The 19,731-nt window shown below is 73.3% G+C and carries 17 protein-coding genes; 7 read left to right on the top strand and 10 right to left on the bottom strand.

Annotation, left to right across the window (positions count from 1 at the left end; translation table 11 throughout):
- Positions 1–174: 174 nt before the first annotated feature.
- Positions 175–1,599, bottom strand: coding sequence for a CCA tRNA nucleotidyltransferase (locus ACFVXH_RS34045; RefSeq protein ID WP_049659839.1), 1,425 nt, complete (start codon positions 1,597–1,599; stop codon positions 175–177).
- A 367-nt stretch (positions 1,600–1,966) separates the two neighbouring features.
- On the opposite strand from ACFVXH_RS34045, the gene ACFVXH_RS34040 reads away from it, so the two are divergent.
- From ACFVXH_RS34040 to trxA, 7 genes are all read left to right on the top strand, one after another.
- Complete coding sequence (locus ACFVXH_RS34040; protein WP_387829721.1) at positions 1,967–4,498, top strand: DUF6049 family protein; 2,532 nt, start codon at positions 1,967–1,969, stop codon at positions 4,496–4,498.
- Between the two features lie 58 nt (positions 4,499–4,556).
- Positions 4,557–7,019 carry a murein biosynthesis integral membrane protein MurJ gene (murJ, locus tag ACFVXH_RS34035; protein WP_117488736.1) on the top strand — a complete coding sequence of 821 codons (2,463 nt, stop codon included), beginning with the start codon at positions 4,557–4,559 and terminating at the stop codon, positions 7,017–7,019.
- A gap of 303 nt (positions 7,020–7,322) precedes the next feature.
- Positions 7,323–9,344 (top strand): serine/threonine protein kinase, encoded by a 2,022-nt coding sequence (locus ACFVXH_RS34030; RefSeq protein ID WP_387829719.1) that lies wholly within the window; start codon positions 7,323–7,325, stop codon positions 9,342–9,344.
- A gap of 45 nt (positions 9,345–9,389) precedes the next feature.
- Complete coding sequence (gene sigM, locus ACFVXH_RS34025) at positions 9,390–10,124, top strand: RNA polymerase sigma factor SigM (RefSeq protein WP_387829717.1); 735 nt, start codon at positions 9,390–9,392, stop codon at positions 10,122–10,124.
- Positions 10,121–11,113 (top strand): hypothetical protein, encoded by a 993-nt coding sequence (locus ACFVXH_RS34020; protein ID WP_387829715.1) that lies wholly within the window; start codon positions 10,121–10,123, stop codon positions 11,111–11,113. Before sigM ends, ACFVXH_RS34020 begins: the two co-directional genes overlap by 4 nt.
- A 173-nt stretch (positions 11,114–11,286) precedes the next feature.
- On the top strand, positions 11,287–12,252 hold the full coding sequence (gene trxB / locus ACFVXH_RS34015; RefSeq protein WP_049655859.1) for a thioredoxin-disulfide reductase: 966 nt from the start codon (positions 11,287–11,289) through the stop codon (positions 12,250–12,252).
- A 129-nt stretch (positions 12,253–12,381) separates the two neighbouring features.
- The gene (gene trxA / locus ACFVXH_RS34010) at positions 12,382–12,708 is read left to right on the top strand and encodes a thioredoxin (protein WP_049655857.1); all 327 of its coding nucleotides are present in this window, start codon (positions 12,382–12,384) and stop codon (positions 12,706–12,708) included.
- A 113-nt stretch (positions 12,709–12,821) separates the two neighbouring features.
- Here the strand turns inward: trxA and ACFVXH_RS34005 are convergent, their stop codons facing one another.
- The 9 genes from ACFVXH_RS34005 to rpmH form a co-directional block, all read right to left on the bottom strand.
- Positions 12,822–13,436: a GNAT family N-acetyltransferase gene (locus ACFVXH_RS34005; RefSeq protein WP_049655856.1), complete on the bottom strand. Its 615-nt coding sequence runs from the start codon at positions 13,434–13,436 to the stop codon at positions 12,822–12,824.
- A 132-nt stretch (positions 13,437–13,568) separates the two neighbouring features.
- Positions 13,569–14,609 carry a ParB/RepB/Spo0J family partition protein gene (locus ACFVXH_RS34000; RefSeq protein WP_074001897.1) on the bottom strand — a complete coding sequence of 347 codons (1,041 nt, stop codon included), beginning with the start codon at positions 14,607–14,609 and terminating at the stop codon, positions 13,569–13,571.
- The gene (locus tag ACFVXH_RS33995; RefSeq protein WP_234348544.1) at positions 14,606–15,577 is read right to left on the bottom strand and encodes a ParA family protein; all 972 of its coding nucleotides are present in this window, start codon (positions 15,575–15,577) and stop codon (positions 14,606–14,608) included. The genes ACFVXH_RS34000 and ACFVXH_RS33995 overlap by 4 nt, the downstream gene beginning before the upstream one ends.
- A gap of 247 nt (positions 15,578–15,824) precedes the next feature.
- Positions 15,825–16,643 carry a 16S rRNA (guanine(527)-N(7))-methyltransferase RsmG gene (gene rsmG / locus ACFVXH_RS33990; RefSeq protein WP_079271995.1) on the bottom strand — a complete coding sequence of 273 codons (819 nt, stop codon included), beginning with the start codon at positions 16,641–16,643 and terminating at the stop codon, positions 15,825–15,827.
- A 159-nt stretch (positions 16,644–16,802) separates the two neighbouring features.
- Positions 16,803–17,333, bottom strand: coding sequence for a R3H domain-containing nucleic acid-binding protein (locus ACFVXH_RS33985; RefSeq protein ID WP_049655854.1), 531 nt, complete (start codon positions 17,331–17,333; stop codon positions 16,803–16,805).
- Positions 17,334–17,415: 82 nt separating this feature from the next.
- Positions 17,416–18,588: a membrane protein insertase YidC gene (gene yidC, locus ACFVXH_RS33980; RefSeq protein WP_049655853.1), complete on the bottom strand. Its 1,173-nt coding sequence runs from the start codon at positions 18,586–18,588 to the stop codon at positions 17,416–17,418.
- Positions 18,585–18,956 carry a membrane protein insertion efficiency factor YidD gene (gene yidD, locus ACFVXH_RS33975; RefSeq protein WP_049655851.1) on the bottom strand — a complete coding sequence of 124 codons (372 nt, stop codon included), beginning with the start codon at positions 18,954–18,956 and terminating at the stop codon, positions 18,585–18,587. The genes yidC and yidD overlap by 4 nt, the downstream gene beginning before the upstream one ends.
- Positions 18,953–19,381, bottom strand: a complete 429-nt coding sequence (rnpA, locus tag ACFVXH_RS33970; protein WP_049655849.1) for a ribonuclease P protein component — start codon at positions 19,379–19,381, stop codon at positions 18,953–18,955. The genes yidD and rnpA overlap by 4 nt, the downstream gene beginning before the upstream one ends.
- An 18-nt stretch (positions 19,382–19,399) precedes the next feature.
- On the bottom strand, positions 19,400–19,537 hold the full coding sequence (gene rpmH, locus ACFVXH_RS33965; RefSeq protein WP_030305394.1) for a 50S ribosomal protein L34: 138 nt from the start codon (positions 19,535–19,537) through the stop codon (positions 19,400–19,402).
- Between the last annotated feature and the right edge of the window lie 194 nt (positions 19,538–19,731).

Raw genomic sequence — 19,731 nt, 5'->3', positions numbered from 1 at the left:
TCTCCCTTCACCCCCCCCTCCCCCCGCTCCCGCCCGGCCGTCTCCACCGTCTTGGCCTTTCCGACCCCCCCCCCCCCGGGCGGGGGGGGGGGGGGGCCGGGGGGGGGGGCGGGCCCCACCCCTCTCGTCGTGCCCGGAGCTCCCGTGGCGCCGTCGCGCCGTCCGGAGCCGGGCTCAGCCCTGCTGCTCGGCCCACCAGGCCCGCAGCGCCCCGACCGCCTCGTCGTGCTCCATCGGGCCGTGCTCCAGCCGGAGTTCGAGCATGTGCTTGTACGCCTTGCCGACCTGCGGGCCGGGCTTGAGGCCGAGCAGCTCCATGATCTGGTTGCCGTCCAGCGCCGGGCGGACGGCGTCCAGCTGCTCCTGCTCCTTCAGCTCGCCGATCCGGGTCTCCAGGCCGTCGTAGGTGCGGGAGAGCGCGGCCGCCTTCTTCTTGTTGCGGGTGGTGCAGTCGGAGCGGGTCAGCTTGTGCAGGCGCTCCAGCAGCGGACCGGCGTCGGTGATGTAGCGGCGCACCGCGGAGTCGGTCCACTCGCCGCCGCCGTAGCCGTGGAAGCGCAGGTGCAGCTCGACCAGGCGCGAGACGTCCTCGGTGAGCTCCTTGGAGTACTTGAGCTCGCGCATCCGCTTGCGGGTCATCTTGGCGCCGACCACCTCGTGGTGGTGGAAGGAGACCCGGCCGTCCGACTCGAAGCGGCGGGTGCGCGGCTTGCCGATGTCGTGCAGCAGCGCGGCCAGCCGCAGGGTGAGGTCCGGGCCGTCCTGCTCCAGGTCGATGGCCTGCTCCAGGACGGTCAGCGAGTGCTCGTAGACGTCCTTGTGCCGGTGGTGCTCGTCCCGCTCCAGCCGCAGCGCGGGCAGCTCCGGCAGCACGTACCCGGCCAGGCCGGTGTCGACCAGCAGCCGCAGGCCCTTCACCGGGTGCTTGGCCAGCAACAGCTTGTTCAGCTCGGCCTGGATCCGCTCGGCGGAGACGATGGTGAGCCGCTCGGCCATCGCGGTCATCGCGGCGACCACCTCGGGCGCCGGGTCGAAGTCCAGCTGGGCGGCGAAGCGGGCGGCCCGCATCATCCGCAGCGGGTCGTCGGAGAAGGACTCCTCGGGGGTGGCGGGGGTGCGCAGCACCCGGGCCTCCAGGTCCTCCAGGCCGTGGTGCGGGTCGACGAAGCCGCGGCCGGGCAGGTCGACGGCCATCGCGTTGACCGTGAAGTCCCGGCGGACCAGGTCCTCCCCGATGGTGTCGCCGTAGCTGACCTCGGGCTTGCGCGAGGTGCGGTCGTACGCCTCGGAGCGGTAGGTGGTGATCTCGATCAGGAAGGAGCCCTCGGGGGTGTCCTTGCGGGCGCCGACCGTGCCGAAGGCGATGCCGACGTCCCAGACCGCGTCCGCCCAGCCCTTGACCAGCTTGAGCACCTGCTGCGGACGGGCGTCGGTGGTGAAGTCCAGGTCGTTGCCGAGCCGGCCGAGCAGCGCGTCCCGGACGGACCCGCCGACCAGCGCCAGCCGGTGACCGGCCGCCTGGAACCGGCTGGCGATCTCGTCGGCGACCGGCGACACCCGCAGCAGCTCTTGGAGGCCGAGCGTCTGGGCCTCGCTCAGCCCTGGGACGACCTGGACGTCGGTGCTGGAACGGTCGGTGCGCGCGGTGGGCTCATTGGCAGTGGACACGGCTCACAAGGGTACGTGCCCCGACAGGTCAACCGCCCGCGCGTTCTGGGCGTCTCACCCCACAGCCCGCAACACTGCGCCGCGGGCTGCATCGTTACCATGCCGGTGGACGAGTCTCGGGCACCGGACAGGGGATGCGGTGCCGCGCGCCGCCGCCGTCCGCGGGATCCCCGTGGCAGCGGTGCGGCGACGGCGTCGGGCGAAGAGCTCCACCAGAGTCAAGCGAAGACCGTCGGGCGGACCGCGCCGGACGGACAGCATCAGCAGCGAACGATCGAGAACGGCGAGGGCGAAGCGAGTGAGTGAGCCGGCACGGCACTCGGGCCTGGGGGCGCACCGACAGCCTGGACGGGCCGAGCGCCCCGCCGGGGGGCGCCATCCGGCCCGCCGGGCGCGCCGTGCGGGCCGGCGCCTGGCCGCCGCCTGCGCGGCCGCCCTGGCCCTCTTCACGGCCTCCCCGGCCGGTGCGCTGCCCGCCGGCGGCAACGTCCGGCCGGCCGGCGACTCCACCGCCACGGCCGAGTACCCGGTGGTGATGACCATCGACACGCTGAACCCGCAGGTGGCCGCCCCGGGCGGGATCGTGACGATCACCGGCCAGGTCACCAACGCCGGCAAGTCGGCGATCAAGGGCGCCCACGCGGCCGTCCGCAAGCCGTACTCCGGCAAACCGCTGGACCGGCGCAGCGACCTGGCCAACGTGGCCGACCGCTCCACGCCGGACAGCAAGGACGGCGTGGAGCTGGACAGCCCGCAGTACGCCCTGCCGGAGCTGAACCCGGGGCAGAGCCAGCCGTACACCCTGAGCGTCGCGGTGAGCGACCTCGGCTTCTCCGCGAGCGGCGCGTACGAGCTCGCGGTGGACGCCTGGGGCGGGACCGGCGACAACCCGCGCGACCGCGCCCTGGGCATCGCCCGGACCTTCCTGCCGTACAACCCGGGCGGCGCCGAGGCGCAGCCGACGAAGGTCGCCACGATCTGGCCGCTGGTGCACGCGCCGGTGCTGGCCGCCCAGACCACCGCCGACAACAGCGACCAGCCGACCCCGGTGCTGCGCGACGACAGCCTGGCCGGCGAGTTCGCCCCGGGCGGCCGACTGTACGAGCTGGTCGACACCGGCGCGAAGCTGAACGGCCTGACCTGGGTGATCGACCCGGACCTGCTGGACGCCGCGCTCGCGATGACCAAGCCCTACCGGGTGCAGAAGCCGGGCACCGAGGCCGCGGGCAAGTCCGCCAAGGACGACAACACCGTCCAGGTCCCCGCCTCGGCCGCCGCCGTCGCCTGGCTGGACAAGCTGCGGGCCGCCGTCGCCAAGCCGGGCAGCCAGGTGGTCTCGCTGCCGTACGCCGACCCGGACCTCGCCTCGATCGCCCACAACGGCTCCGACCTGGCCGGGATGACCACCGCGCTGAGCAAGGCGTCCACCGCCGGCCGGCTGACCGTCGAGGGCCGGCTCTCCGTGGACACCCGCTCGGACGTCGCCTGGCCGTACCGGGGCTACCTCGACCAGCAGATCGCCGCCCTCGCCCAGCAGTCCGGCAACGGACTGGTGCTGGTCGACGGCGCGAGCATGCCGGAGCCGGACTCGCTCACCTACACCCCGACCGCGGTCCGCCCGATCGGCGGCGGGCAGAGCGCCGTGGTGGCCGACGAGACCGTCTCCGCGCTCTTCGACAAGGACCTGAGCAGCCCGCAGGCGCAGACCGACGCCACCCAGCGCTTCCTCGCCGAGACCTTCGCGATCACCCACGAGCAGCCGCAGAACCAGCGCGGGCTGCTCGTCCTGCCGCCCCGCGAGCTGAGCACCGCCGGCGCCAAGGCGCTGGCGAACGCCCTCCAGACGGCGGACGGCAAGTGGATCTCCTCGGTCAAGCTGGACGCGGTGGCCCAGTCCGCGGCCGACCCGAAGGCCAACACCGCCGTCCCGGCGCCCACCGACTACCCGACCCAGATCCGCGCCTCGGAGCTGCCGGCGGCCGACCTGAGCCGCACCGACGACATCCAGCACGACCTGGACACCCTGATGCGGGTGCTCACCCTGCCGCAGCGGGTGCGCGGCCCGTTCAGCGCCGCGATGGTCCGCTCGCTGTCCACCGAGTGGCGCAGCCAGCCGCCGGCCGGGAGCACCTACCGGGCCGGCGTCACGGGGTACCTGAAGGAGCTGACCAAGGCCGTCCAGGTGCCGAGGAAGAACGTGGTCACCCTGGCCGGCGAGTCCGGCCTGCTCCAGGTCAGCGTCCGCAACGACCTGACCCAGACGGTCACCAACCTGAAGCTGGTGCTCACCTCGGCCCAGCCGAACAGGCTGCGGGTGAGCAAGGAGGAGGAGCTGGTCCTCCCGGCCTCGCAGAGCGTGACGCTGCGCTTCAACGCCGAGGCGCACAACAACGGGCCGGTCGCGATGACCGCCCAGCTGTGGACCACCGGCCCCGACTCCCGGCCGTACGGCGAGGCGCAGAAGTTCACGGTGGAGGTCACCTCGGTGACCAACGGCGTGCTGTACGTCTTCGCGGGCGCCGGCGTCCTGCTGCTGCTGGCCGCGCTGCGCTTCGTGCGCCAGCGCAAGCGCCTCGGCGGGCAGCCGCACGAGGACGGCGACCAGCCGGTCGGCGACGCCCCGCTCGGGGACGCCCCGGCCGCGGGCGGCGCCGCGGCGGCGGAGCCCGCCCCGCGGGCCCCGGCGGAGGACACCGCGGAGGGGGCCCCGGCGGCGGACGGGACCGACGGGACGGACGACACCCCTGGTGACGGTCCCGCGCAGACACCGCGTGGCAGCAGCCCGGATGGCCGGGATCGGGCCGCCGGTGATGAGAAGGTTGGTCCTTGATACCGCCGACCCCCTGCCTTGCCGGGCCGGCCTCCCCCCACGACAGCGAAGAGGTGACATGACCGGGCGCAGCGAGGAGCGGCCGTCGGGCCGCGGTGAGAGCCGGCCGGGCGCCGAGTCGCCGTCCGGCGACTGGTACGTGGCCGACACCTACGCCCAGGACCCGTACGCGGTGGACGCGTACGGGAACCCCCAGGACGGCCAGGACCCGTACGGTCTGCGGGCCGGTCGGCCCGCCGCGCCCCAGCCGCCGGCCGCCGCGTACGACGTGCCGCCGCAGCTGCCGCCGCAGGGCGTCGGCTACCCGACGCCGGTGCCGCCGACCCCGTACCAGGCCCCGGAGCACTTCGGGGCCCCGGTGCCGCCGGTGCAGCCCGGCTGGGACACCCCGGTGCAGCCCGCCTGGCCGCAGGAGCCGGCCCCGGCGCAGGCCGCCGGCGGCCACTGGGGCGGCGTCGAGCAGCCCCGGCAGCAGTGGCAGCCCGGCCCGGCGCACTCCGCCTGGGACACCGAGACCACCGAGTACGTCGGGGTGGACGGCCTGTTCGGCGGCCGCGAGGCGCAGGCCGCGGTCCAGCCGCCGGTCCCGCAGCCCGCCCCGGCCCCCCAGCCCGGCCCTCCGCCCGGCCCCGCGCCGTACCCGCCGATGGGCGGCCACCCGGGGCAGCCCCCGTACGGCGCCGCTCCGGGCGGGCAGCAGCACTTCGTGCCGCCGATCGAGTTCGACCCGCCGCTCTCCGAGGCGGAGGCCACCATGCAGGTGGCCGCCGTCGCGGTGCCCCCGGCGGTCGAGCCGCTGGCGGACATCGTCGCCGAGGAGCGGGCCGCCGAGCAGGCGCCCGCCCCCGCCGCCGAGCCCGGCAAGGCGGCCGGCGGCGGCAAGGTCTCCAACCTGCTGAACTCCAGCGCGATCATGGCGGCCGGCACGCTGGTCTCCCGCGGCACCGGCTTCGTCCGGACCATGGTGATCACCGCGGCCATCGGCGTCGGCATCATGGGTGACTCGTACAACGCCGCGAACACCCTGCCGACCCTGCTGTACATCCTGATCGGCGGCGGCGCGCTGAACGCGGTCTTCGTGCCGCAGCTGGTGCGCAGCATGAAGAACGACGAGGACGGCGGCACCGCGTACGCCAACCGGCTGCTCACCCTGGTGATGGTCGGGCTCGGCGGCGTGGTCTTCCTGGCGGTGCTCGGGGCGCCCGTGCTGGTGCGGCTGATCGCCCAGCCGATGATGGCCAACCCGGAGCGCGCCGAGACCACGGTGGCGATGGCCCGCTACTGCCTGCCGACCATCTTCTTCATGGGCATCCACGTGGTGATGGGCCAGATCCTCAACGCCCGCGGCCGCTTCGGCGCGATGATGTGGACGCCGGTCCTGAACAACATCGTGGTGATCTTCACCTTCTCCGCCTACATCTGGGTCTACGGCGGGTTCGGCACCACCCAGGTCACCCCGGAGGGCATCTCCCCCGAGGGCGTTCGGCTGCTCGGCCTCGGCACCCTGATCGGTCTGGGCGTCCAGTCGCTGGCGATGATCCCGTACCTGCGGGCCGCCGGGTTCCGCTTCCGGCCCCGCTTCGACTGGCGCGGCCACGGCCTGGGCAAGGCCGCCCGGCTGGCCAAGTGGACGTTCTTCTTCGTGCTCGCCAACCAGGCCGGCTACCTGGTGATCACCCAGCTGTCCACCAAGGCGGGCGCCGCCGCGGCGGCGGCCGGCCACAACGGCGTCGGCCTGGCCGCGTTCTCCAACGCACTGCTGATCTGGCAGCTCCCGCAGGCCGTGATCACCGTCTCGATCATGAGCGCGGTGCTCCCCCGGCTCTCCCGGGCGGCGGCCGACGAGGACGCCGGTGCCGTGCGCGACGACATCTCCTACGGTCTGCGCACCACCGCGGTGGCGGTCGTCCCGGCGGCCTTCCTGTTCCTGTCGCTCGGCCCGGTGGTCGGCCGGGCGATCTACGCGATCGGCGGCAACGACACCGTCCTGAACGACGCCACCAACGTCGGTCTGATGCTCTCCGCGTTCGCGCTGGGCCTGATCCCGTACTCCGCCCAGTACGTGATGCTGCGCGGCTTCTACGCCTACGAGGACACCCGGACGCCGTTCTACAACACCGTCTGGGTCGCCGCCTGCCAGGCCGGCTTCGCGCTGCTGTGCTGGCTGGTGCTGCCCTCCGAGTGGACGGTGACCGGCCTCGCCTTCGGCTACGGCCTGGCCTACGCCATCGGGGTGATGGTCGCGATGCCGAAGCTGAAGAAGCGGATCGGCGGGCTGGACACCAAGCGGATCGGCCGGACGTACAGCCGGCTGGCCGCCGCCTGCGTCCCGGCCGCCCTGGTCGGCCTCGGCGCCAGCCTGGGCGTCCAGCAGGTGCTCGGCGGCTGGCCGGGCAGCGTGGCGGCCCTGGTCGTGGCCGGCGGCCTCCAGCTGGCGGTCTTCGTGCTCATCGCGAAGCGTCTGCGGATCGAGGAGCTGAACTCCATGCTGGGCATGGTCCGCGGCCGACTGGGCCGCTGACCGCCCGACCACCGGCCGGACGAGCGGGCGCCCTGACCGGGCGTCAACCGGAGCAGAAGGCTCCTCCGCTCGTCCGGCCGAGTGCTGGGCCACCGGTTGGTTCGGGTCCGCCCGACCGCCGGATGGCGACCAGGTGTCGGATCTGCACCACATCTCTCCACCCGTATGCAACCGAGCGGACGTCTCAGCGGTCGTACCCGGTGGAGAAGAGTGGGCACAATTGTCCTGGAGCACAGGGCCGCCGACCCTAGGGCTCCAGCGACTCTCTCAAGCCGCGGCGACACAAGGGGAGGCAGGACCACGGTGGCTGATGGCACCAAGGCGGTCGTCGACACGTCAGCAGCTGACGCGGCGACGGACGAGGCCGCGCTGGCCGCGGCGATCGACGAGCTCGCGGGCTCGGACGACGCCGGCGAGAGCACCTCCGCGGACGCCCGCGAGGGCGCCCCCGCCGCCCCCACCGCTGCCGCCGCCCCCGGGCGCCCCGACGCGGACGAGAACACCGACCAGGACGGGGAGAAGGGCCGGGACGAGGACCGGGACCGCGACGACGCGCCGACCGCGGGCCCGGAGCCCGCCGCCGGCGAGGAGACCTCGGAGATCACCGCCCCGCTCTCGGTCCAGGAGCTGCGCGCCGAACTGGCCGCCGGGTCCCCCCGGAAGAAGCCCGCCCCCGAGCCCACCCGCCCCGCGCGCCGCCCCACCGACCCGCAGCCCACGGTCGACCCGCGCGACACCGCCACCCTCCCGCGCACCCTCCCCGCCCCGCAGCGCCGCAGCGGGGACATGATCGGCCACCGGTACCGGCTGGAGGAGTGCATCTCCCAGACCGAGACCTTCAGCAGCTGGCGCGCCGTCGACGAGAAGCTGCGCCGGGCGGTCGGCGTCCACCTGATGGCCTCCGGCCACCAGCGGGCCCGCAAGGTGCTGGCCGCGGCCAAGTCCGCCGCCCTGCTCGGCGACCCGCGCTTCGTCCAGGTGCTGGACGCCGTCCACGAGGGCGAGCTGGTCTACGTCGTGCGGGAGTGGCTGCCGCACTCCTCCGACCTGGCCAGGCTGCTCGCCAACGGCCCGATGGAGCCGCACGAGGCGTACCAGATGGTCCGCCAGGTCGCCGACGCCGTCGCGGCCGCCCACCGGCGCGGCCAGGCCCACCTGCGGCTCACCCCGCGCTGCGTGCTGCGCACCGACAGCGGCCAGTACCGGATCAACGGCATCGCGGTGGACGCCGCCCTGCGCGGGCTGCCCGCCGAGGACGCCGAGGACGCCCAGCGGGCCGACACCCGCGCGATCGGCGCACTGCTGTTCGCCGCGCTCACCCACCGCTGGCCGTACCCGGAGGACCGCTACGACCTCCAGGGCCTGCCCAAGGGCCTCCAGAACGCCGCGCCGGACCAGGTCCGCGCCGGGGTCCACAAGGGCCTGTCCGAGCTCGCCGCGCGGGCCCTGTTCGACCAGCCGCCGCACCACGCCCAGCCGATCACCACCCCGGAGGAACTGGTCCGGGCGATCGCCAAGCTGCCCAAGATCCGCCAGCCCGCGCCGGAGCTGCCCGCCTTCCCGGCCCCGCCCCGGCACAACACCCACGCGCTGCCCACCGCGCCCAACCCGACCCGGGTCGCCGACACGACCGTCTCCCCGCTGCCGGCCTCCTCCCGCCCGGCCCCCTCCCGGCGCACCCGCACCCGGCGGCGGCTGCGCCGGGTGGTCAAGGCCACCGCGTGGACGGTCGCGCTGGGCGCGATCGGCGTCGCCTCCTGGCAGTTCGTCGACAGCCTGCGCCACACCGGGGCGGCCACCGCGTCCCCGCTGACCTCGGCCAGCAGCACCGCGCCGAGCCCCCAGGCGAGCACCCACAACCCGGTGTCGATCGCCATCAAGGAGGCGCAGTCGTACAACCCGCTGGGCGACGGGCCCGAGGGCACCGAGAGCATCGGGAAGGCGATCGACAACGACGCGAACACCTCCTGGACCACCGGCTGGTACGTCGACCAGCTCGGGCCCAAGCCGCCCGCGCTCAAGTCCGGCACCGGTCTGCTGATCGACCTCGGCTCACCGCAGCCGGTCTCCTCGGTGAGCGTCCTGTTCTCCGGCGGCGAGCAGTCCGCGGAGCTGCGGGTGCCCACCGCGGCCGCCGCCGGCAACCCGCTGCAGGCCAAGCCGGACGCCTTCACCGTCGTGGGCAAGAAGACCGGGACCAATGTCGAGTACGCCCTCGACTCCCCGACCACCACGCGGTACCTCTTGATCTGGCTGACCGGTCTGGCGAAGGATGCCGACGGCAAGTACCGGGGCCACGTCGCCGAGGTCAAGGTCTCCGGCTGACCCGGGGCGGACGGCCCCGGCACGACGGCACGACGGCAGAGGGGGGTGACGGTGGCGGACGACGACGCGGCGCTGCTCGCCCGGCACGTCGCCGGCGACCCGGCGGCCTTCGGCCTGCTGGTGGACCGCCACCGCGACCGGCTCTGGGCGGTCGCCCTGCGCACCCTGGGCGACCGCGAGGAGGCCGCCGACGCGCTCCAGGACGCCCTGGTGTCCGCCTTCCGCGCCGCCGCCGGCTTCCAGGGCCGCTCGGCGGTCACCACCTGGCTGCACCGGATCGTGGTCAACGCCTGCCTGGACCGCGCCCGGCGCAGCGCCACCCGGCGCACCACCCCGCTCGACGATGACCCGCAGCGGCTGGACACCCTGGTCGGCACCGCCGAGCCGGCCGACTCCCCGGTGGTCCGGGCCGAGCTGCACCGGGAGCTGACCTCGGCGCTCGCCGAACTGCCCGCCGAGCAGCGGGCCGCCCTGGTGCTGGTCGACATGCAGGGCTACCCGGTGGCCGAGGCCGCCGAGCTGCTGGGCGTCCCGGTGGGCACGGTGAAGAGCCGCTGCGCGCGCGGCCGGGCCCGGCTCCTCCCCCTGGTCCGGCACCTGCGCGAACCCGATGTTTCACGTGAAACACCGCCCGCCCCCGGCTCGGCCCCGCCGCGCCGGGACACGCCCGGGAACCCGAAGCGCCCCGGCTCCGTCACAGGGACGGGGCCGAGCACCGGCACAGGGACGGGGCAGAGCACCGGTCGGACGATGCTGGAAGGAGACGTGAGCACCCGATGAACGCCCATCCCTCCTTCCCCGACCCCGCCGACGACCACCCCCCGGTCGAGCAGCTGGCCGACCTCGCCGAGGGCCTGGTCGACTCCCCTTCCACCGTCGAGGCGCTGCGGCGGCACCTGGACGGCTGCGCCGAGTGCCGGGAGACCGTCGACGCGCTCGCCGAGGTCCGGGCCCTGCTCGGCGACGTCGAGACCCCGCCGATGCCGGCCGACGTCGCCGCCCGGCTGGACGCGGCACTCGCCGCGGCCGTCGCCGAAGCCGCCGGGAGCGCCGGCGAGGCCGTCGAGCGGCCGCAGGAGGCCCCCGCGGCCGACCGTCGACCCGAGGCCCCGGCCCGGCCCGTACGCACCGCCACGGCGCCCCTCACGCCGTCCTCCGCCCCGCTCTCCAGGCCCGCGGGGCGTCCCGCCGGTCGGCCCGGCCCGGTCGGCGGCCCCGGCCGCCCCCGGCGGCGGCGGTTCGCCCTGCTGGTCGGCACGACCGCCGCCCTGGCCGCCCTCGGACTCGGCGGGGCGCTGCTGCTGCAGCCCGACGACCGGTCCGGCACGGTGACGGCGAGCGCGGGCGGCACCCCGACCGCCACCGCCGACAGCCACGACGCCCGGGCCCCGCACACGGCCGCCGGCACCGACTACCGCGAGGACGAACTCGCCACCCAGGTCCAGCGGTTGCTGGCCCGCTCGGAGAACGTCCCGGGGCTGCGGGCCACCGGGCCCGCCATGTCCGAGGGCGCCCTGCCCGCCGCCGGCGGCCGGCCGGAGTCCGACCCGCCCTCCCCCGCGGGCTCCCCCACCGGCTCCCCCACCGCGCCGGGCTGCCCGGCCCCGGCCTCCGGCACCCCGCTGGCCACCGACCGGGGCACCTTCCAGGGCGCCCCGGTGGACGTCCTGGTCTACCCGCTGCCCGGCCGGCCCGGTTTCGTCGACGTCTACCTGCGCTCCCCCGACTGCGGCCCGACCGTCCTGCACCAGGCCGTTCCCAGCCACTGACCGGCGGTTTCCATGCGATCCACGCCAACTCCGCCACGCCGCTTCCGGACTTCGGGCGGCTGGTACTGATCCGCCTGGGAATGCGAGACACTGGTCAGTCGTTGTCCCGGGCGGCGGAGCAGGACCGCCCTCCCCGCAGCAAACGCGGGTCGCGATGCGAACCAGGAGAAGCAGTGAGCGACGTCCGTAACGTGATCATCATCGGTTCCGGCCCGGCCGGGTACACGGCCGCGCTCTACACGGCCCGTGCCTCCCTCAAGCCGCTGGTCTTCGAGGGGGCCGTCACCGCCGGTGGCGCGCTCATGAACACCACCGAGGTCGAGAACTTCCCGGGCTTCCGGGACGGCGTCATGGGCCCCGAGCTGATGGACAACATGCGCGCCCAGGCCGAGAAGTTCGGCGCCGAGCTGATCCCCGACGACATCGTCGCGGTCGACCTCACCGGTGACGTCAAGACCGTCACCGACTCCGAGGGCAACGTGCACAAGGCACGCGCCGTGATCGTCACCACCGGCTCCCAGCACCGCAAGCTCGGCCTGCCGAACGAGGACAAGCTCTCCGGCCGCGGCGTCTCCTGGTGCGCGACCTGCGACGGCTTCTTCTTCCGCGACCAGGACATCGCGGTGGTCGGCGGCGGCGACACCGCGCTGGAGGAGGCGACCTTCCTCTCCCGCTTCGCCAAGAGCGTCACGATCATCCACCGCCGGGACTCCCTGCGCGCCTCCAAGGCGATGCAGGAGCGCGCCTTCGCCGACCCGAAGATCCGCTTCGAGTGGGACAGCGCGGTCGAGGCCATCCACGGCGACCCGAAGCTGACCGGCGTCACCCTGCGCGACACCACCACCGGCGAGACCCGCGAGCTGGCCGTCACCGGCCTGTTCATCGCGATCGGCCACGACCCGCGCACCGAGCTCTTCAAGGGCCAGCTGGACCTCGACGCCGAGGGCTACCTCAAGGTCGACGCCCCCTCGACCCGGACCAACATCCCGGGCGTGTTCGGCGCCGGCGACGTCGTCGACCACACCTACCGCCAGGCCATCACGGCCGCCGGCACCGGCTGCTCCTCCGCCCTGGACGCCGAGCGCTACCTGGCCGCGCTGGACGACCTGGAGGCCAAGGCCGCCGCCGTCGCGGTCTGAGCCCATCCCGCTCCACCCGCGGGGGTGTTCCACGTGAAACACCCCCGCCCCGGCCGGGCAGAAACAGAACGGGCCCACCCGTTGTTCTCCTGGCAGCAGCCCCCTCCGTCCGAACCCCGAGGAGTTCCCGTGGCCGGCGCCACCACCACAGTCACCGACGCGACGTTCGAGAAGGACGTCCTCGAGAGCGAGAAGCCCGTACTGGTCGACTTCTGGGCCACCTGGTGCGGCCCGTGCCGCCAGGTCGCCCCGGTCCTGGAGGACATCGCGGCCGAGCACGGCGACAAGCTGACCATCGCCAAGCTCGACGTGGACGCCAACCAGGCGACCGCCGCCAAGTACGGCGTCATCTCGATCCCGACCCTGATCGTCTACCAGGGCGGCGAGCCGGTGAAGTCCATCACCGGTGCCCGTCCGAAGGCCGCGCTGCTGCGCGAGCTGGCCGACTTCATCTAGGTCTTCCGGTCGTCGACCGCGCGGAGGCGGGGCTCCCCTCGGGGGGAGCCCCGCCTCCGTCGTTCCCGGCCCTCGAAGGGCGTCTCCGGCCCCTCGAAGGGCGTCTCCGGGCCCTAGAAGGGCAGCACCGGCTCCTTGCGCCCGCCGCCCAGCAGCCGCTCCAGCGCCCCCTCCACGTCGCCCCGCCAGGAGAGCGTGGTCCGCGCCTCCAGCCGCAGCCGCGGGTAGCGCGAGTGCGGGCGGACGGTCCTGAAGCCGACCGCGAGCAGATGGTCGGCCGGCAGCACGCAACTAGTCGGCGCCCGCCCGGAGGAGCCGAAGGCCTCGATCGCCCGCACCCCGCGGCCGATCAGGTCCTTGGCCACGGTCTGCACCAGCACCCGGCCGATCCCCTGGCGCTGGTAGCCCGGCAGCACCCGGCTGACCATCAGCTGGACGGCGTCGGGCGAGACCGGACTGGTCGGGAAGGACTGCGAGCGGGGGACGTAGGCGGGCGGCGCGTACAGCACGAACCCGGCGGGCCGGTCGTCCACGTAGACGATCCGGCCGCAGGAGCCCCACTCCAGCAGCACCGTGGAGATCCACCCCTCCTTCTCCAGCTCCGGCTTGCCCGACTCCACCGCTTCCTTCGCACTGACCGGGTCCAGCTCCCAGAACACGCAGGAGCGGCAGCCGGCCGGCAGGTCCCCGAGGTTGTCCAGCGTCAGCGGAACGATCCGCCGTCCCATGGCCGCACCTCCTCCTCCCTCTCACGGTCGAGCATTCCCCCACGAACGCCGATGGGTGCATGTTTCACGTGAAACAGCGCTCACGTGGAACACGCACCCATCGGGTCGTCGCCCTCGGCCGGCCGGGCCGGCTCAGCCCTGCGACAGCCGCAGACCGTCCTCCCCCGGGGCCATGCTGTCCAGGATCCGGTTCAGGTCCTCGACCGAGCCGAACTCCAGCACCACCTTGCCCTTGCCCAGCCTGCCGCCGCGCTGCGACACCTCGACCTTGACCCGGGTGTCGAAGCGGTCGGACAGCCGGCTCGCCAGGTCGTTGAAGGCCGGGGAGTTCAGCTTGCCCGCCTTCGGCGCCTGGCGCCTGGGCTGCTCCGGCTCCTCCGAACGCATCAGCACGACGAGCTCCTCGACGTTGCGCACCGTGAGGCCCTCGGCGATCACCCGCGCGGCCAGCCGCTCCTGCTGCTCCGGGTCCGACAGGCCGAGCAGCGCCCGGGCGTGCCCGGCCATCAGCGTCCCGGCCACCAGCCGGGTCTGGACGGAGGGCGGGAGCTTCATCAGCCGCAGGGTGTTGGAGACGTGCGTCCGCGAGCGGCCGATCCGATCGGCCAGCTCCTCGTGGGTGCAGGAGAAGTCCCGCAGCAGCTGGTCGTAGGCGGCGGCCTCCTCCACCGGGTTCAGCTCGGCGCGGTGCAGGTTCTCCAGGAGGGCGTCCAGCAGCAGCTTGTCGTCCTCGGTGGCCCGGACGATCGCCGGGATCCGCTCCAGCCCTGCCTCCCGGGAGGCGCGCCAGCGGCGCTCGCCCATGATCAGCTCGAAGCTGTCCACGCCGACCTGGCGGACCACGATCGGCTGGAGCAGACCGACCTCCTTGATGGAGGTGACCAGCTCGGCCAGCTTGTCCTCGTCGAAGACCTCACGCGGCTGGCGCGGATTGGGGGTGATCGCGTCCAGCGGCAGCTCGGCGAAGTACGCGCCGGCCGGCTGCGCCTGCTCGGCCCGCTTCTCGGCCGCCGCCCTGGCCGCCACCGTGCCGCGGACACTCGGCAGCGGCGTCACCGGGGCCGGTGCGGGCACGGCTGCCGCAGTCTTCGCCTCCACCCCGCCGTCCACCGGCGCGGCGGGGCGGATCAGCGCCTCCAGCCCTCGACCCAGACCAACCCTGCGAGCACTCACTGATGACCCTCCGTCGTACCGTGCTGTGCCACCGGGGCGCCGTGCCCCTGCTGGCCGTCCCGCTGCTGACCCACCAGTGAGCCGCCCGGGCCCACCGCACGCTGCGCGAGCTCGCGGGCGGCCTCCAGGTAGGAGAGCGCCCCGGTCGACCCCGGGTCGTAGGTGAGCACCGTCTGCCCGTAACTGGGCGCCTCCGAGATGCGCACCGACCGCGGGATCGCCGTGCTCAGCACCTCTTGGTGGAAGTGGGTCCGGACCTCCTCGGCGACCTGGGCGGCCAGCCTCGTCCGGGCGTCGTACATGGTGAGCAGGATGGTCGACACGTGCAGTGCGGGGTTGAGGTGCGCGCGCACCAGCTCGACGTTGCGCAGCAGCTGGCCGAGGCCCTCCAACGCGTAGTACTCGCACTGGATCGGGATCATCACCTCCTGGCCGGCGACCATGGCGTTGACCGTCAACAGGCCCAGCGAGGGCGGACAGTCGATCAGGATGTAGTCGAGCGGCTGCTCGTAGGCGGTGATGGCGCGCTGGAGCCGGCTCTCCCGGGCCACCAGGGAGACCAGCTCGATCTCGGCGCCGGCCAGGTCGATGGTGGCGGGGACGCAGAACAGCCCCTCGACGTCGTGCACCGGCTGCACCACGTCGGCCAGCGGCTTGCCCTCCACCAGGACGTCGTAGATGGACGGCACCTCGGCGTGGTGGTCGATGCCGAGCGCCGTGGAGGCGTTGCCCTGCGGGTCGAGGTCGACGACCAGGACGCGCAGGCCGTGCATGGCGAGGGAGGCGGCCATGTTCACGGTGGTGGTGGTCTTGCCCACCCCACCCTTCTGGTTGGCGACCACGATCACCCGGGTGGCGGCCGGCCGGGGCAGTCCCTCACCCGCTCGGCCGATCGCCCGGACCGCGGCCTGGGCGGCCCGCGCGATGGGCGTGTCATCGATCTGGTCGACGGTCTCCGAGTCCTGCATGGGGGTCAGTGTTTCACGTGAAACCGGAGCGGCAACAGTCGCCGCCCGGTCACGGCGGAGGATGCCCGAGAGCAAGGAGCGACGTTTCACGGGAAACACCATGCCCGCTATGCCGGAAATCTGACGTTGCGACACTCCGGTGTCCCGGCGTCGACCCCACCGACACCTGAACGACGACGGGCGGACGTTCCCCCCTCGCAGGAGGCCCGTCCGCCCGTGGTCGTCAGGTGCCCGACGTCACGCCCGATCAGCGTCCGCGGCGCCGTCCGCCCCGGCCGCGCTCGCCGTTCCGGACGCTCGCGGTGCGGCCCGCCCGGGCCGCCTTGGCGCGCCGGGTGGCCGCCTTCACCCCGCCGGGGCTCTCCCCCGCCTTCACCTGGACCACCCGGGTCGAGGTCTCCAGGGTGCCCTCGCCGACGGCGATGACGCTCCACTCGACCGCACCCAGCTTGGCCAGTCCGGCCCGCGAGTCGGCCAGCTCCTGCTCCGCGCTGTCCCCCTTGAGCGCCAGCATCTGCCCGTGCGGGCGCAGCAGCGGCATGCCCCAGCCGGCCAGCCGCTCCAGCGGCGCCACCGCCCGGGCGGTCACCACGTCCACCGCGAGCTTGCCGACCATCTCCTCGGCGCGGCCGCGCAGCACCGTGACGTTGTCCAGCCCCAGCTCCCGGACGACCTCCTCCAGGAAGGTGGTCCGGCGCAGCAGCGGCTCCAGCAGCGTCACCGAGACGTCCGGACGGGCCAGCGCCACCGGGATGCCCGGCAGCCCGGCCCCGGAGCCGACGTCGCACAGGGTGATGCCGGAGGGCAGCAGCTCGGCCAGCACCGCGCAGTTCAGCACGTGGCGGTCCCAGAGCCGGGGCACCTCGCGGGGCCCGATCAGCCCGCGCTGCACGCCCGCGGTGGCCAGCAGCTCGGTGTAGCGGACCGCGGCGTCGTAGCGCTCCCCGAAGACCTCCCGGGCGGCAGCCGGTGCCTCGCCAGGGTGCTCCAGCTCGGTGGCCGGCCCCTCAGCGGCCGGGTCCACGTCCGCCCCCGGCCGGCCGGCAGCCGCGTTCTCCGTGTCCATCTCGACCTCTCCGATCCCCGGATCCACCGACCCGCTCAACGCACTGTTTCACGTGAAACATCCCAGAAGGGACGACGACCCCGCCCGCACGAGGCGGACGGGGTCGCGTCCGGTGAAGCTCTCCGGCCGCCGCGGCGGCCGGTCGTCGACCTGTCGGCCTCAGACCGGCAGCACGACCACGAACCGCTGGGGCTCTTCGCCCTCGGACTCGCTGCGCAGGCCGGCCGCGGCGACCGCGTCGTGGACGACCTTGCGCTCGAAGGGAGTCATCGGCCGCAGCTTGACCTGCTCGCCGCTGCTCTTGGCCTGCTCGGCGGCCTGGGCGCCGAGCACCGCCAGCTCCTCGCGCTTGCGGGCCCGGAAGCCGGCAATGTCCAGCATGAGGCGGCTGCGCTCGCCGGTCTCCCGGTGGACAGCCAACCGGGTCAGCTCCTGGAGGGCCTCCAGCACCTCGCCGTCCTGGCCGACCAGGCGCTGCAGCGCACGGTCGTTGCCGTCGCTGACGATGGAGACCAGGGCGCGGTCGCCCTCGACGTCCATGTCGATGTCACCGTCGAGGTCCGCGATGTCGAGCAGACCCTCCAGGTAGTCCGCCGCGATGTCGCCCTCCTGCTCCAGGCGGGAGATGAGGCTCTCGTCGGCGCTGGCGGCGGCCTCGGCCTCGACGGCGGAGGTGGTGCCTTCCGTCACTGATGGACTCCTTCGGAGATGGGCCCGTCTGTCGGGCCGGGGACGAAGCTCTTCGCGGCGGTCACAACGGGCTCGGGACCGGTCAGGACTTCTTCTTCGGCCGCTGGCCGCCACCGCGCTTCGGCTGCTGCCGGGTGCCCTGCTTGGTACCGGCGGGCTTCGCCGCGGCCTGCTTGGCGGCCGCCGGCTTGGCACCGGAGTCGGACGGCACGCTGTCGGACGGAGCCGTGTCGGCGGCTTCCTCCGCCTGGCTGTCCTTGTCCGGCTCGCCGGTCGGCTGTCCGACACCGGCCTGCTGGCGCTGGGCCTTGCTCTGCCGACGGGGCTGCTGCCGGCGCACCTGCACCGACTCCTCGACCACCGCGGCGGCGCTGGCCGCCTCGCTGACGGCCGCCTTGGACGGGGGCAGCATGCCCCAGAGCGCGCCCTTGATCTCCGTACCGTCCGGACGCAGCCGGCCGGCCTTCTTCAGACGGGCCTGACGCTCCTCGAAGGCCTTGCTGCCCGGGGTCGGGTTGTTGTGGATCACGACCAGCTGCTGGCCCATCGACCAGACGTTGGTGGTCAGCCAGTAGACCAGGACACCGACCGGGAAGTTGATGCCCATCACGGCGAACATGATCGGGAAGACGTACATCAGCATCTTCTGCTGCTGCATGAACGGCGTCTTCACCGAGAGGTCGACGTTCTTGGTCATCAGCTGGCGCTGGGTGACGAACTGCGACAGCGACATCAGGATGATCATCACGGCGGTGACGATCTTGACGCTGGTCTCGGGGCTGCCCACGAAGGTCGCGGAGAGCGGGGCACCGAAGATGTGCGCCTTGCCGGCGCTCACCAGCAGGTCGCCGTGGATGACGCCGATGTCCTGGCCCTTGGCGACCTTGGCGAGCACCCCGTAGAGCGCGGTGAAGAACGGCGCCTGCACGATGATGGGAAGGCAGCTGGAGAACGGGTTGGTACCCGCCTCCTTGTACAGCTTCATCATCTCTTCGGACTGGCGCTGCCGGTCGTTCTTGTAGCGCTCCTGGATGGCCTTCATCTTCGGCTGGATCGCCTGCATGGCCCGGGTCGCCTTGATCTGCTTCACGAAGAGCGGGATCAGGCAGATCCGGATGACGACCACCATCGAGGCGATGGCGAGACCCCAGGCCCAGCCACCGTCCGGGTTGAAGATGTGGCTGTACAGCGAGTGGAACTGGACGATGATCCAGGACACCGCTGTGTACAGGGGATTCAGGAAGGAGAAGGTCACCGGTCAGGCTCCTTGGACAGGTGGATTGGCCGCACGGGGCCAATGGTCGCCGGGCCCTCGGGGTCCGGACCGGCGGGGGTGGCGGTCACCGGGTCTCCGGTGGCGGACCGGCTCTTCAGCCAGTCTCGCAACCGCCGGTGCCACACCGGATGCTTGCGCGGCGGGACATGATCGACCCCACCGGGCGTCCACGGATTGCAGCGCAGGATGCGCCACACGGTCAGCCCGCCGCCCTTGACCGCTCCGTGCACCTTCACGGCCTCGTAGCCGTAGTGCGAGCAGGAGGGGTAGTAACGGCAGACCGGACCGAGCAGTGGGCTGATGGTCCACTGGTAGACCCTGATCAGACCCATCAGCAGGTACTTCATCGACCTGCTCCCGTCGGCGCCGTGGCGGCGGGCTCCGTCCTCAGCAACCGCTTCAGTGCCGCGTCCAGGTCACGTTCGAGGTCCTGGTACGAGGCGGTCGCGGCCTGGGGCAGCGCACGCACCACTATCAGGCTACCGGCGGGCAGCCTGGAGAGACGATCACGAACGAGATGGCGCAACCGGCGCTTGACCAGGTTGCGAACGACCGCCGGGCCAACGGCCTTGCTCACGACGAAACCCGCACGCGCCGAAGGAGTCCCCTCGGCGACGTGCGGGCGGGAGTCGCTGGTCCGGTCGGTCTGCCCCTGCGGGTCACCGTCTCTGCTGAGATGGACGACCAGAAGGGGCCGGCCGGCCCGGCGACCGCGTTTCACCGCGGTCGCGAAGTCCTGGCGCCGCCGCAGCCGATTCTCGGAGGGCAGCACAACAGACTCTGGCGCGGATCAGGCGGACAGGCTGCTGCGGCCCTTGCCACGGCGGGCGGCCAGGATGGCGCGGCCGGCGCGGGTACGCATACGCAGCCGGAAGCCGTGGGTCTTCGCGCGACGACGGTTGTTCGGCTGGAAGGTGCGCTTGCTCACTCGGGGGCTCCTGAGGTGAATCGTAGGATGACGGGGAATCGCTTGGCCGTCACCGTGCGTCCGCGTGATCTCCCCTGATTCGGAAATCCGGCCCATCGCCCCAGTTCGGCTGGGGTTTGAGGCAATCCACGGCGCCCGTGCTGCGCGCCTTATGGAGCGGGTGGACCCGCGGACATGCGGCAGCGGCCATCGAC

It is taken from the genome of Kitasatospora sp. NPDC058184, assembly GCF_042883725.1.
GTDB lineage: Bacteria > Actinomycetota > Actinomycetes > Streptomycetales > Streptomycetaceae > Kitasatospora.
This window is presented reverse-complemented; position numbering and strand designations above follow the sequence as displayed.